Raw genomic sequence first — 14,160 nt, forward strand, 5'->3', positions numbered from 1 at the left:
AGTTTTCTAGGTTCTGTAGGTCGTGCCGAACAAATAAATGCCGCCGTACCTGTCGGAATTCTACCAAAATTGTTAGTGTTTCGCTTTCCCCCACCTAAATCTTGCGATTTTAGATGGGGACTGCGCTCAACTTTTGTTCAATGTTCACGTAGGGGCACGGCATTGCCGTGCCTTATTTTTGACATTGCTAGGGAGCATGTCAGGGAAAGCACATAACCTTCAAGCTAACCTGCTCTCGTTGGGTTTCGTACCTCAACCCAACCTACTTGCGTTGACATGCTTCCCATTGCTATTGCCTGGGAACGTAACGGATGAGCATCCGCATCAGTTTACCAGGAACGGGCGCAGGCACTACTAGGACTCCATTCACTGATTTGAGCGATCGCATACCCGATCATAAGTCCGGATATGAGCCCTGGGGATCGAAAACATCCTTAAGCCCACTTGTTTGTCCACGACTTCAGGCGTATCCTGAACCCTGAAGTCATTGTAATTTAGAGGAAAAGGCATGTTAGATAAACCCGAAGCTCCGATTGAAGCCATTGACGCCAGAGAAATTCTCGACTCCCGAGGACGTCCCACCGTGGAAGCCGAAGTTCGCCTCGCCAGTGGTGCCATCGGACTGGCGCAAGTTCCCAGTGGTGCCTCTACCGGCTCCTTTGAAGCCCACGAACTGCGAGATGGTGATTCTCATCGCTACAACGGTAAAGGCGTCCTCAAGGCGGTCCGTAACATCAAAGAGAAAATCACCCCCGAACTCTTGGACATGGACGCTCTAGACCAAGCAACCATTGACCAGACGATGATTTATCGGGATGGTACCCAAAACAAAAATGAACTGGGTGCTAATGCTATCCTGGCAGTTTCTCTGGCTAATGCTAAAGCCGCAGCGGATGAATTGCAACTTCCCCTCTATCGCTATTTAGGTGGACCCCTTGCCAATCTTCTCCCTGTACCGTTAATGAACGTGATTAACGGTGGTGCCCATGCGGATAATAATGTGGACTTTCAAGAGTTTATGATTGTCCCTGTAGGTGCCGATTCATTTCAAGAGGCGCTGCGTTGGGGGGCTGAAGTATTCGCCGCCCTCTCTCAAGTGTTGAAAGAGAAAAAGCTGTTATCCGGTGTGGGTGATGAAGGGGGCTATGCGCCTAACTTAGAGTCCAATAAAGCCGCTTTGGAATTTCTGATTGCAGCGATTGAAAAAGCGGGTTATAAACCAGGGGAACAGGTGGCGTTAGCCATGGATGTCGCCGCCAGTGAATTTTACAAAGATGGGCAATATCTCTATGAAGGGTCATCTCACGCCCCGAGTGAACTTATTGATTATCTGGATCAATTAGTCAGTCAATATCCGATTGTTTCCATTGAAGATGGCTTACATGAAGACGATTGGGATAATTGGCAAAAGCTGACCGAAAAACTTGGTTCCCGCATCCAATTAGTCGGGGATGATTTATTTGTCACCAACCCCACTCGCTTGCAAAAAGGGATTGATTTAGCCGCTGGGAATTCTATCTTAATTAAGCTAAATCAAATCGGCTCCTTAACCGAAACCTTAGAAGCCATCGAACTCGCCACCCGCAATGGCTTCCGTTCCGTTATCTCTCACCGTTCTGGCGAAACCGAAGATACCACGATCGCGGATTTAGCTGTCGCCACTCGTGCGGGTCAAATTAAAACCGGTTCCCTCTGTCGCAGTGAACGAGTTGCCAAATATAACCGCCTCCTGCGGATTGAAGATGAACTCGGCGATCGCGCCATCTATGCAGGTAAGATTGGTATGGGACCAAAAATTGCCAAATAATTCCCATTTCCAATAGTTTGGCAGGATATTAAATCCCTGTCGGGGCGCACATCGGTGCGCCTCATTCGATCATGAGATTTGAATTAAAATAAACGGCATTAACATAATCAGGATTCATTTAATTTGCCCACTTACGCAACAGATTTGCATAACTTTTCGAGAGCAAATCAAACTCTATACTCTTCCCTTCTTTAGCAAAAATTGCTCGGCGAGCTGTATCCAAATCAAACAAAATTTCTCGTTCATTCGGATCACGAACCAAACTCTGAACCCAGCCTACGACTGCTAACCTCACCCCTTGAGTCACAGGCTCTACCCGATGTAACGTTGAAGATGGGTAAACAATCATCGACCCGGCTTCAAGTTTGTAGGTACGTTCATCATCGGTGCATTCAATCACTAACTCGCCACCTTTATAAGTGGATGGCGAACTGAGAAATAGGGTAAAAGAAACATCAGAGCGCCAAAACTCCTGATTACCCATGAATGCATTATCAACGTGCCTGCCGTAGGACATCCCTTTTTCATAGCGGCTAAATAGCATCGAGTGAATAATTTTAGGCTGGATTGCACTTTGAAATAAAGCATTGCGTTTTAGGACAGTCTTAATAAGTTCGCGTAATTTTTTAACATAGGTGGCATTACTGTTAAGCTGCATATTATTTTTAACAAAAATTGCGTGCCATCCTGCCGTAGTTTTACCATCCACAAAATCCGCTTGATCCAAAGTCTCAATTATCATTTTTAGTTCCTCTTTACTTAGAACCTCATTAATGGCAAAAATCATAGTAAAAGAATATGTGCAGGGACGACTATTTGCTAATTTGTCCAAATAATATTATAGTTAAAAGCGGTCTAACTTACCCTTAAGGTTCTAGAGTATCAATTGAGGAGTATCAAAATGCAATCAAAGACCATCCAATTATTTTTGGCGTTAACTGTAGCCGCTACCCTTGGTGCGTGTGATGCAAGCAACCTAGGTACAGAAGATGGTGAAACTGAGGAAGGTGCCCCGCAAACGGAGCAAATGCAAGAGGATGATGATCTTAACGCCGAGGAAGGTGGCGAAGAGGGTGAAGAAGATCAAGAAGAAGATGAAGAGGATGAAAACGCAGAAGAGAACGAAGGTGGTGAAGGTGGTGAAGGCAGTTGATCTAAGTCGTTGCTGATGAATAATGGGCATACATCGGCAGCAATGAATATTTTTTGTTGGCAGCAAATTCTGAGTTATGATCATCTGGGGAACTCTATCTCGATAGAGTCTGTCCCTAACTGACGTTGGTCATTTTTAGCCTGCATGTTTAACCAAACAGTAATTAATCGAATCGCTACCCCATTCGCTATCAGTGGGGTAATCTTATCCATCTTTATCGATACCGCCGCCGCCGCTACGAAGCTAAACAATAATGATAACGTTAGTGGGTTTATCCAAACCAATGCTCCCAGCTTCCGCTATCGCAACGACTTGCTACCCAACGCCCCGATGGAAACCGCTGCTGGTGAAGAATACCTGTTTAATGCACAACAAGGGGATACCGTTCGCATCAATGTTAAGCCAGAAGAAGGTAGTACACTCTCGCCAATTTTAGTCCTGAGTTCCTCTCAAACTGGCAACCAAGTCGCCTACAACGACAAAACCAATCTTTTAGTATACCAAGTACCCATTAGTGGCGAATACAAACTCCTCGTTTTAGGTCGAAATAATACCAGAGGCAGATATACGGTTTCCCTTTCCGGAATTACACCCGGAACTATCGCCAATAATCCCTCGAATCAACCCTCCTCCTCTAATCAAACTACGGATAAACGAAAACAATTGCTACAAAATGACTATGGATTGAGAGTGTTAGAAAACTGTCCGGCGGCGACGGGTTCTTTGGTTGTTGTGTCTTTTCCGGAATCGAATCAAACCTATACCTATTGCGCCAATCCCAACCGTTTCCTCCAAGCTGGACAGTATACCTACGACGCGAGTACAGAAACCTTAAAACCGGGACGCCCTGGAACTCAAACCGCCGCCAATCAAACGACAGATCCCCGCCAAGAAAAATTGGAAGATGATTATGGATTAAATGTACTCAGTACCTGTCCCCCAGCTACCAGTTCCTTAGTGGTTGTCTCCTATCCAGAAGGTGGACAAACCTATCGCTATTGTGCTGATCCTAACCGGGTTTTTCCGGCGGGTGAATATACTTATAATGCCAGGACTCAGAGTTTAGAACCTGTTAAAAAACCAGAATCTTGTACCGTACAAGTTGGGGGTGTTTGTATTGTTCGGTGATACTACAATTGAACATCCTACATGAGGGTGGGCGAAGCATTGGCGTCTGAAATTTATGTAACCCGCCGTTCATTGAACTGCGCCAATGCTTCGCCCCTACACACCCTACACAACCGACAAAACCGACACAACCGACACCCCCGACAAAACCGACACACCCGACAAAACCGACACACCCGACACACCCGACACACCCGACACAACCGACACAACCGACACACCCTATTAATCGGAATCTTTAATGGGCTCAACTGAACCCGCGATCGCTTCTTGTTGGAGTTCCTCTAAATCTATGGCTTGTAACAAATAACGCCAAGCGAGAGGAAAAGTATAGATTTGGGTTAAATCTGCTGAGATATCGTACCAAAGACGATTATCCCGATAAAATTCCATCCGATCGATCACCAAAGCTGTTGCCATTTGAGTTTCTAAAGGTTGGGGATCAAGCCTTTCAATCAAGCCTTGATGCCAAACGACTTGAGAGGAATCTATCGAATCACCTGTTTCACAATAAAGGGTGAACTGCCAACGATACTGTTTATTCAGTTCTAGGGGTTTGGCTGTGGTTGGTAGGCTAATCTGGACAAAACCCGGTGTTTCAGGAAGCTGGAAATTGACCTGATAGGTTCGAGTTTCTTCCTGCAAATTTTCTAGAAAAAATGCGCCTCGATTAATAGTGCTACTCTGATAGGGAATATAAAACCAAAATGTGGGATATTCTTTTAAGGTAAAGCCAGAAAACTTGACGCCAGAGTTGGCAATGGGTAATAACGGTGTAAACGGTTGTTTGGTCTTTTCACAGGGTCCACGAGTTCCGGCAGGTTTGCGATCATCATTCGGTCTATCCCGAACGGGCGGATCTTGTTTAATATCTGCTAATTTTTGAATGGGATAGGCTTGGACAAGGGATCGATGATTTGTCAATTCAAGAACTGTTATAGCAAGGATTAAAGCAAGTTTTAGTACAGTCATGTTTAAGGAATTTAATCGGATCGCGGATGCTTAAATGTCTGGTAAGCCACAAGACTCCCACTTGCAGCAAATACAGCTAGCGTTGCCAGAACTATGGGTACTATACTCCCAGTTTGAATTAAAATAAACCAGCCTATACCATTAATGGTTATTATAGAGATTCCTACTCCTAATCCCAAACGTAACCGTGACTCTCGATAGTACCACGCGATCGCACCGCCAAGAATCGACCCAATCCACACCCAGAGGATTTCTCCCCAGAGGGGCAAAAACGCTAGCAAGGGGCGTTCTCCAGTAACCGCACTGATAATCTGACTAACCATCTGACTATGCAGGAATAGCCCCCGAATTTTATGATTGCCAGGACTTTGGAATTCATCTTTAATCGTGGGATCGGTCATGCCAATTAAAATAATTTTATCCTGCAAAAAATCAGGATTTACGCGATTGGCAAAAATATCACTCAGAGTCACTCGTTCTACCATCGTTTTGGCAAATTCTGGAGAACGGTAATTGAGTAATAGTTGAAATCCTTCTAATCCGACACTGCGCTGGTAAAATCCTGGGTTGGCATTTAAATTGGTTAAGGTAACTGAACCTAATTGCCAGCGATCTTCTGAGATAAATTCAGGTGAGATTCCCTCAGCTTGCAGATATTGTCGGGCTAATTGAAAACTCAGGGAATAGAAGGTGGAACAAGAGGATACCGCTGGCGGTTTCATGGCGATGAGATGACGCCGAACAATTCCATCTGGATCAACCACAATATCAGCAAACCCTAAGTGTTCTTTGGGAATTCCAGGGGGAGAAGCAACGCCTTCGGGGATTTGGGGAGACGGGATGACACAGATGGGAATCACGCGATCGCTCTTTTGTAGATATTGTACCAATTCATCCCGCCCTTCTCCCTCTGGGCGATCGCGAAAGATATCTAAGCCAATGGCGCGGGGTTGATAGGTTTGGAGTTTTTGCAATAGTTTTAGCAGGGTGCGATCGTGTAGCGGATATTCACCGCCTAAATTGTTGATATCCTTGGCGGTTACCTCAACTATCAATAACCGAGGATCAAGGGATGGCGTGGGGCGCATGTTCAGTAGTTGATCAAAGGCTTGTTGTTCTGTCGATTGTAACCACCCTAGCGATCGCACTCCCAGGATTAAACTGGTAACCATGACACTCGCACCTAGTACCAATTGCCAACCTCGCCGTCTCTGCTTAACAGGTTTGGCTTTAGTGGGGCTAATCCAGTCGTTCCAATTTGGCGGAACTTGGGTAGGATTTTGGACAATTACGGGTAACCAACTGGCACAAGGGAATTGACTTTCTAATCCCTGTAGTCGTTCTCTGGCGTCTCTTACAGCTAAATAGAAAGGTTGACCTTGGGCAAAGGTAGTGAGAAAATACTTGAGGAACTCTTGTGCTACGCGATCGGGAACTAATTCCCGCATGACAATCATTTGTGGAATCTGGATATCATCCAGTTGTCGGGCTAAACCTAAGCCATCGCATGAGTTGAAAATAGCCAGTTTTAATCCTCGTTCTACGGCTTTTCTTAGCGCATACCAGAGTTCATTAATCGTTAAACTATCGGTTTGATTAATATAAATCCGCCCGGTTTCGCCTTCGGTTTCACTATGTCCGGCAAAAAAAATGATGTCCCAATGGTTTTCCCAGAGTTGATCATTAATTTCCCGGCGGCTTTTTTCGACTAAAAATGTAATATCTGTATGGGGTAAAGTTTCGAGTAATTTGCGATCGCTTTCAATATCAATTCCCTGGCTATGACCAAGAATGGCTAAAATTTTTACTTTAGGCGTGCGGCGATTTGAGGTAAATTGGGGAGGACGTTCAAACTGAGGATCAGTTAACGCCAGTTCCGCTTTCGGATAATGGTCAAAAAAGTCCCACAAATGCCAAGGAAGTTTTTGTAAGTGGGGGTCACTGGTGGATACGAGGAAGCGAATCGTATCCTGAGGACTGAGGGCTTCCCTTAACCGTCGATCCAGGGGGCGAAACCCTTCCCCATCTAACCAGGTTCGCAAGCGATCGCGCAGTTCATTCGCCGAGTCTTGACAGTCCCTCAGGCGCTGGCTTACTGAACCATCATAGATAATTTTTTTGGGTTTAATCCGATAGGGGGCGCTAATGCTACGATACTTATGCTGCCAATGAGATTGTATGCGATCGGCAAATTCAGGCGCTGCGTTTAATATTCCTTGTAATTCAATGTCTGGGGGGGCGCCATCCCAACCAATCGCTAATGTTACTCGAAATCCGTGACTTTGAAAATCCCCATCGAGTTTCAAAATTACTAATTTTTTGTTGGTGGTGTCATTTGTCATTTTTCAGGGAATAGGGAACAGGGACTAACGATGAATATAGCTATTTTGGAACACTTAACACTGGGGCGGGTTTAGTTACATCGTGGTTAGGTAAGAAATGATAGTAGTCAAACCCGCCCCTACATACAACCATACCCAATTCACAAATTTACAATGAATAATGAACAATGGATAATGACCTCTCCTTAAAAGAATAGGATTGAAATTAAGAAAAATCTTTTTTAATTTCTTCGTAAACGAAGAGGTCTTAGACCCAATTAATCAATTGTCAATTATCAATTATTAATTGTCCATTGATAACGAAGCGAATGGTCTATTCAAATAATAAAGGTTTCCGTCATGCTAATATCAGCTAACGCCACCCTGACTTTAAAGCATTCTCCGGCTTCTCCACTAAACTGTAATTGAATTTGCTTAGTGCTTCTGGCTTCAGCTTGCATCACTGTTTCTCCTGTATCATCAAGAATCATCAGTCGCAGATTTTTAGGTAGATAGGATTGACCATTGGTCGGATAAATTTCAACCGAAATATCGAGTTCTGATGATCGGGTTGGTGTCAAATCCATGACTAATATGACTTGTTCATCATCATATCGGCGTCCTAACGTCAGCCGCTTACCCCGTATAATTTTAAGATCGGATGGTTCTGATAAATGGGTGGCTATTTGCGTATAATTTCTAAAATTAAAGGCGAGTCCTGTTGGCGAGGAATCGAATAATGTGTCCACAGTCTGCCAACCGACATCAAAAATGTTTTGTAGCCATTGACTGATTTGTATGGGTTGTCTGGATGGATTGAGATGGTCTAATAAATGTTCCAGTGATTTAAGTTGAGTTAGGAGAATTTCTTCGGTGTTAACGCTGGGCAAAAATCCCAGTAATTTGGCTTCAGTTAAGGCTTGATTCAATTCAACGGCTACATAACCAATCCGGTCAGACCAAACTTCTGCGGGGATATGACAGCTAGCGGCGTTGGGTAAGACGGGACGACATTCTAATTTGCCAATATCTTTAATCAATAAGTCGGCTGTATTTTCCAAGGTTTGCATGATTGGATTCCAACTATCACTCGCCTGCCAGTTTGTCGGAATTCCCAGGCATTTTAGAGAAGTCTTGACAGCATAGACAGCTAATGTATTCAGGTAAACTTGTTTTGCCTTTTGGGGGCAATGCTGTTGGTGAAACTGTTGAGCGATTTGATGGGCTTCTAATGTCAGGGGGACAGTCAGCATGAGGGGTTCATTCGTGGTGTTTAACATTGTGTTCTTTGCCTCAGGGGAGATTATGATGATAAATATTCTCTTAACTTGGGACTAAATTTAGCTAAGCAGCGCTGGTAGAAACTGCTTAAGGTAGAAATCTTAATTCCTAATTCTTCGGAAATTTCCTTCCAAGAGTACCCGGATAAAAGTTTAAGGGCTAAAAATTGAAAATTAGCGGCTGGCTGATTGGACGTATAGGTTTGATTAAACAGTCCTTCGGGGTCAGTTTCTAGATAGTGAATGATTTCTTGTAACAGAGAGGGCGTCAACTGCGGAGCAACTTCGGCTGGATTGTTTTTCTCTAAGTCATCCAGGGTTAAACGTTTGACTTGTTTAGCATCGACTCCTTTATGCAGGGTTGGCATCATAGAACGACTGGCTTCCATAAAAAATCGATGCTTTAGCATAAAGTTTATCCATTGTAAAACTTCAAAACTAGGGTTATAATCATCAATCCTTTCGCAAATATAACAAAATAGGCGTTGCTTGGCTTCATCATAAATATCCTCATAAAATCCGTGGAATTGTCCGGGATAGGGACGAGTCAGTTTACCGGACTGCTGAATAGCACCCAATAGCTTGGCTAAAGCTTGCTGTCGTTGTTTACTTCGGGGAGGATGCTGCTGTGCGTCCTGTGCCAGTTGCTTTAACTGTTGGTCTATGGCATTCATAGATAGGGTTCGTACATCAGTTACCTGAAATTGAGTTGATACACCGATTTAACTCTGTTCATAGAGGTCTCACCAATTCAGGGGCGATTTTATGCAAGGTGGGGAAAATCTTTACAAAAGTTTAACAGAACCTCACTCCCTTTCAGCTAGTCGGTATTGGGGGAAGAAATTAAGTGTGAATCGCCTCTGAGATGCTTCAAAAGCACGTCTCTACATCATGAACTCCAATCACACTCCTCCCCCTCTGCGAACCTCTGCGTCCACCTCTGCGAACCTCTGCGTTTCCCAAAAAATCCCCCCTCTGAACAGTTTCCCCCGATCGCATCAGACATTATTCACCCAAGGACGATAAATCAAAGATATAACTAAAACAATAAACCCTTTCCCGACAAGCAGATGATTAAGCGGTTTTGGCAATGGCTAGTGCGGCTAATTCAGCCAATCTTACCGCCCTTCCTCAAACCAAAACGACACAGGCGGCTTCAAAAACGCCTCAGTGATGCAGAGTATCAGCAGCTATTTCGGCAACTGCTAACTGGGGTGAATCAGGGATGGAACCGGGAACAGATATTACAACATTTGGGATATCAAAGCAGCGATCGCTATTTTAAGGTGTGGCTTTTTGAGTATGGGCAGCAGTTGCGGCAATTGCCAGAAGCGGATCATCAGTTTGCTGGGCAGTTATTGCAGATGAGTGGGGTAGGATGTGGAGAATTGGGGGAAATTGCCGCAGAGATTGGTCAGGATTTGTTGGCGAAACCATCAGGGAAAGGGGAGGAAGAACAAGAAGATAAGGGGGACGAGGATAAATGGGAAAATGCCGAGGGCGATGCCGCCGCAGCTTTGTTAAATCAAGGGAAACAGCAACTGAAAGCCCAGGATTTTCTCGGTGCGATCGCGTCTTTTGAGAAAGCGATTCAAATTAAACCCGACTACCCCGAAGCCTGGAATAATCGGGGTTTAGCCCTGGGGAATCTGGGAGACTATGAAAGTGCGATCGCATCTTATGAGAAAGCGATTCAAATTAAACCCAATTACCAATTAGCCTGGTACAACTGGGGTGTAGCGCTGGATAAATTAGGAGAGAAAGAAAGCACGATCTCACCGATTGAATCTTCAAAAGACGCCAAGGGTATCCGAGATCCCACAAACCAACACCCATAGAAACCCTGTCGGGGCAATATTCTTAAACTATACCCGACAATTTTGCTGCCATCCGCCTTATCCCCGTTCCCTGTTCCCTGTCAAACCAAAGACGCCAATGTCCTACAAAATCGCTCAACTTCGGCTTCAGTGTTGTAATAATGAACCGAAGCCCTTAACACAGACGTAAACCCCCGTGCATCCATATCTAATCGCGTACCTTGGGCGGAAGAAACCGATATATTAATCTTTTCTTGACTCAGTAATCGCTTAATTTCACTTGGTTCTTTCCCCTCCACCGTAAAGCTAACAATCCCACATTTTTGCTGACCTAAATCCTGAACCTTAACCCCATTAATATCCTTGAGTTGATCACGCAATCTTTCAGCTAAAACACAAATCCGGCGTTCAATCGCTGCCAATCCCCAACTTAAGGCATAATCAACAGCCACCCCTAAACCAATTTTTCCAGCATAGTTCGTTTCCCAATTTTCAAACCGACGGGCATCTGAACGAATTTTAAATGTATCCCGACTCACCCATTCAGCCGCTTGCATATCCAAAAAAGGCGGTTCTAATTGCCAAATAACCCCTTCTCTGACATACAAAAATCCAGTTCCTCTGGGTCCGCGTAAGTATTTACGTCCCGTAGCTGAGAGCATATCGCAGCCAATTTCATGCACATGAATGGGCATTTGCCCCACCGATTGACAGGCGTCGAGTAAATATAAAATACCCGCCTCTTTTGCCAGTTTCCCCACTTCCACGGCTGGGTTAACTAACCCGCCATTGGTGGGAACATGGGTAATCGCAATTAACTTCACCCGCTCATCAATCGCTTGGCGTAATCCAGCAATGGAAATTTGTCCAAATTCATCATTCGGAATCACCTCAATCATTGCCCCTGTCTTCCGGGCAACTTGCAGAAAAGCAATGAAATTACTACCATATTCCGATACACCCGTAAGAATGCGATCGCCCTTTCCAAGAGGAACGCTATAAAACCCCATATCCCAGGCTCTTGTAGCATTCTCAATCATGGCAACCTCCTGGCGCTGACATCCTAACAAAGTCGCCACCGCATCATAAACCCGTTCCACTGCCTCAAATTGCTGTGCCGCCGCTTCATATCCACCGATTTGGGCTTCTAACTGTAAATGCCCAACCACAGCCGCTAAAACCGACTTTGGCATTAATGCTGCACCCGCATTATTGAAATGTAAAACAGTCTCACAGCCCGGTGTGTCTTGACGGGCGCCTTGCCAATCCAATGTCATGAGCAAAAATTATGTTACCTTATGAAGGTTGTCACAAATCGCACATTCAGGGTTTCGGGTGTTTCCCTCACAGGAAATCCGCCTGAATGGAGGATAAACCCGAATTAAGGAGTTTAAATTAATTATGCCAGTCGTCTCTTTGGCTCAAATGATGGAGGCAGGGGTTCACTTTGGTCATCAGACCCGCCGTTGGAACCCGAAGATGGATCAGTACATTTATACTGCCCGGAATGGAGTTCATATCATTGACTTGGTGCAAACTGCCCAGTTGATGGAAGAAGCCTACAGCTATATGCGAACCGCTGTAGAACAAGGTAAACGCTGTCTTTTTGTCGGTACCAAGCGGCAAGCGGCGGGAATTATTGCCCAAGAAGCCAGTCGTTGTGGCGCGTACTACGTCAACCAACGCTGGTTGGGTGGAATGTTGACCAACTGGGAAACGATTAAAGGGCGGGTTGAACGACTCAAAGAACTCGAACGCCGCGAAGAAAGTGGCGCTCTTGACCTCTTGCCGAAAAAAGAAGCAGCCGTACTGCGCCGTGAACTGGGCAAGCTACAAAAATATCTGGGTGGCATCAAAATGATGCGGCGAATCCCCGACATTGTCGTCATCATTGACCAGCGCCGGGAATACAATGCCATCAAAGAATGTGAAAAACTCGGCATTCCCGTGGTGTCGATGCTTGATACGAATTGTGACCCGGATGTGGTCGATATTCCGATTCCCGCCAATGACGATGCGATTCGCTCGATTAAACTAATTATTGGCAAGTTAGCCGATGCCATCTATGAAGGGCGTCACGGTCAACTGGAGACAGACGACGAGGAGAGAGAGTTTGCCCAAGCCCTAGACGAGATGGAAGACGATTACAGCGACGATGTGGACTCCTTTGAGTCAGACATGGAGGAAGTTGAGGACAGCGCCGAGGAAGTTGAGGACAGCGCCGAGGAGGACGAGGACGTAACACTAGGTAACGAAATAGCTCGTTAAAACGCTTATCCTTGCTTAAATCTACTATACGAGAATGAGCAGATTTAAGCGGTTTTAGATGAGTTATGTCACACCAAAACAAGCCGCCAAAATCCTCGGAGTCCATGTTTCCAGTCTCAGACGATGGGAGTCAGAAGGAAAACTCAGAGCCATCAGAACCCCTGGTGGACAAAGGCGCTACGATCTCAAAGAGGTCGAAAGAGCACACAGAGCAACCAAAACAGTTGTCACTGTTTGCGATGCGAGAGTCTCGACTCATTCCCAACGTGACGATCTTGAGCGACAAATTGAATTCCTTCGTTCGAGATTTCCAGAGGCGGAACTTTTATCAGACATTGGCTCCGGGCTTAATTTTAGGCGGCGAAAATTCCTTGCCATTTTGGACTCAATTCTCACAGGCGATGTCCAACGCCTTGTGGTTGCCCACCCAGACCGACTCTCGAAAGATTATGTTGAGAGCTTTGCAGGCAACTGCCTTCACCATTACTGGTGATGCTGTACTTACTCTAAATGCTGCTGTTTAAGCGCTTTAGTCAGGTTAAATGTTGCACAGCGAAGAATAAGCAATGAGGCATTTGCAGGTCTACCCGATACACTGGGGTTATCTGTCCGTTGTTCACCGGCACCGACAAACAACAAAGGAGGAATAAAGGCAAGATGGCGGAAATATCAGCAAAACTCGTCAAAGAGTTACGGGAAAAAACTGGCGCAGGCATGATGGACTGCAAAAAAGCGCTCAAAGAAAATGACGGCGATATGACCAAAGCCATCGAATGGCTACGTCAGAAAGGGATTGCTTCAGCCGAGAAAAAATCCGGTCGGGTGGCGGCTGAAGGAATTATCGGTAGCTATATCCACACGGGGGGACGAGTTGGTGTTTTAGTGGAAGTTAACTGCGAGACGGATTTTGTTGCCCGTCGCGAGGAATTCCAAGCCTTGGTTAAGGATATTGCGATGCAAGTTGCGGCTTGTCCGAATGTCGAGTATGTGTCGGTGGATGATATCCCAGCCGCTGTTGCCCAAAGGGAAAAAGAAATTGAAATGGGGCGCGATGACCTGGCAAAGAAACCGGATAATATTAAAGAGAAGATTGTTCAGGGTCGGATTGAGAAACGGTTGAAAGAATTATCGTTAATTGATCAACCCTACATCCGGGATCAAAGCAAGTCCGTCGAAGAGTTGGTCAAAGAAACCATTTCCCTGTTGGGGGAAAATATCCAAGTACGTCGCTTTACCCGTTATGTTTTGGGTGAGGGGATTGAATCAGAATAAACTTACCGTTCAAGCGATGGGTGAAGGCTCCCACGCTCTTTAGCTGGGAGATGAAACCGAGCGAACCGTCTAGGTAGCGAATAAATTCGCCAGTCAAATAATTCGGATAACGTTCTACTATTGTGGTAATGTAAATACAAGT

General features: G+C 45.2%; 15 protein-coding genes. 8 read left to right on the forward strand and 7 right to left on the reverse strand.

Features of this window, described 5'->3' with window-relative positions; all coding sequences use genetic code 11:
* The first annotated feature begins 508 nt into the window (after positions 1-508).
* Positions 509-1,807, forward strand: coding sequence for a phosphopyruvate hydratase (gene eno / locus RIM23_RS15800; protein ID WP_446368156.1), 1,299 nt, complete (start codon positions 509-511; stop codon positions 1,805-1,807).
* 118 nt (positions 1,808-1,925) lie between these two features.
* Here eno and RIM23_RS15805 read toward each other — a convergent pair whose 3' ends face one another.
* The gene (locus RIM23_RS15805) at positions 1,926-2,594 is read right to left on the reverse strand and encodes a Fe2+-dependent dioxygenase (RefSeq protein WP_446368157.1); all 669 of its coding nucleotides are present in this window, start codon (positions 2,592-2,594) and stop codon (positions 1,926-1,928) included.
* Positions 2,595-2,708: 114 nt separating this feature from the next.
* Here RIM23_RS15805 and RIM23_RS15810 point away from each other — a divergent pair, with 114 nt between their 5' ends.
* From RIM23_RS15810 to RIM23_RS15820, 3 genes are all read left to right on the forward strand, one after another.
* The gene (locus RIM23_RS15810; RefSeq protein ID WP_446368158.1) at positions 2,709-2,960 is read left to right on the forward strand and encodes a hypothetical protein; all 252 of its coding nucleotides are present in this window, start codon (positions 2,709-2,711) and stop codon (positions 2,958-2,960) included.
* Between the two features lie 144 nt (positions 2,961-3,104).
* A complete protein-coding gene (locus tag RIM23_RS15815; protein WP_446368159.1) occupies positions 3,105-4,088 on the forward strand; it encodes a hypothetical protein in 984 nt (327 codons plus the stop codon).
* Between the two features lie 85 nt (positions 4,089-4,173).
* Positions 4,174-4,317 carry a hypothetical protein gene (locus tag RIM23_RS15820; RefSeq protein WP_446368160.1) on the forward strand — a complete coding sequence of 48 codons (144 nt, stop codon included), beginning with the start codon at positions 4,174-4,176 and terminating at the stop codon, positions 4,315-4,317.
* Here RIM23_RS15820 and RIM23_RS15825 read toward each other — a convergent pair.
* From RIM23_RS15825 to RIM23_RS15840, 4 genes are all read right to left on the reverse strand, one after another.
* Positions 4,314-5,012 carry a DUF928 domain-containing protein gene (locus RIM23_RS15825; RefSeq protein WP_446368161.1) on the reverse strand — a complete coding sequence of 233 codons (699 nt, stop codon included), beginning with the start codon at positions 5,010-5,012 and terminating at the stop codon, positions 4,314-4,316. The two genes, RIM23_RS15820 and RIM23_RS15825, sit on opposite strands and share 4 nt — an antisense overlap.
* 59 nt (positions 5,013-5,071) lie before the next feature.
* Positions 5,072-7,402 (reverse strand): CHASE2 domain-containing protein, encoded by a 2,331-nt coding sequence (locus RIM23_RS15830; protein WP_446368162.1) that lies wholly within the window; start codon positions 7,400-7,402, stop codon positions 5,072-5,074.
* A 317-nt stretch (positions 7,403-7,719) separates the two neighbouring features.
* Positions 7,720-8,661 carry a DUF1822 family protein gene (locus tag RIM23_RS15835; RefSeq protein WP_446368163.1) on the reverse strand — a complete coding sequence of 314 codons (942 nt, stop codon included), beginning with the start codon at positions 8,659-8,661 and terminating at the stop codon, positions 7,720-7,722.
* A 23-nt stretch (positions 8,662-8,684) separates the two neighbouring features.
* The gene (locus RIM23_RS15840) at positions 8,685-9,335 is read right to left on the reverse strand and encodes a sigma-70 family RNA polymerase sigma factor (protein WP_446368164.1); all 651 of its coding nucleotides are present in this window, start codon (positions 9,333-9,335) and stop codon (positions 8,685-8,687) included.
* A 396-nt stretch (positions 9,336-9,731) separates the two neighbouring features.
* On the opposite strand from RIM23_RS15840, the gene RIM23_RS15845 reads away from it, so the two are divergent.
* The gene (locus RIM23_RS15845; protein ID WP_446368165.1) at positions 9,732-10,499 is read left to right on the forward strand and encodes a tetratricopeptide repeat protein; all 768 of its coding nucleotides are present in this window, start codon (positions 9,732-9,734) and stop codon (positions 10,497-10,499) included.
* An 80-nt stretch (positions 10,500-10,579) separates the two neighbouring features.
* Here RIM23_RS15845 and RIM23_RS15850 read toward each other — a convergent pair whose 3' ends face one another.
* A complete protein-coding gene (locus RIM23_RS15850; protein WP_446368166.1) occupies positions 10,580-11,755 on the reverse strand; it encodes an aminotransferase class V-fold PLP-dependent enzyme in 1,176 nt (391 codons plus the stop codon).
* A gap of 124 nt (positions 11,756-11,879) precedes the next feature.
* On the opposite strand from RIM23_RS15850, the gene rpsB reads away from it, so the two are divergent.
* From rpsB to tsf, 3 genes are all read left to right on the forward strand, one after another.
* The gene (rpsB, locus tag RIM23_RS15855) at positions 11,880-12,746 is read left to right on the forward strand and encodes a 30S ribosomal protein S2 (protein ID WP_446368167.1); all 867 of its coding nucleotides are present in this window, start codon (positions 11,880-11,882) and stop codon (positions 12,744-12,746) included.
* Positions 12,747-12,804: 58 nt separating this feature from the next.
* Positions 12,805-13,239, forward strand: coding sequence for an IS607 family transposase (locus RIM23_RS15860; protein ID WP_446368168.1), 435 nt, complete (start codon positions 12,805-12,807; stop codon positions 13,237-13,239).
* 164 nt (positions 13,240-13,403) lie between these two features.
* A complete protein-coding gene (gene tsf, locus RIM23_RS15865; protein WP_446337842.1) occupies positions 13,404-14,018 on the forward strand; it encodes a translation elongation factor Ts in 615 nt (204 codons plus the stop codon).
* On the opposite strand, the gene RIM23_RS15870 is transcribed toward tsf, so the two are convergent.
* Positions 13,978-14,160, reverse strand: a 183-nt coding sequence (locus RIM23_RS15870) for a hypothetical protein (RefSeq protein WP_446368169.1), incomplete at its 5' end; no start/stop codon positions are given. The genes tsf and RIM23_RS15870 overlap by 41 nt on opposite strands.

This window comes from Coleofasciculus sp. G3-WIS-01 (genome assembly GCF_040223135.1).
In the GTDB taxonomy this organism is placed as follows: domain Bacteria; phylum Cyanobacteriota; class Cyanobacteriia; order Cyanobacteriales; family Coleofasciculaceae; genus Coleofasciculus.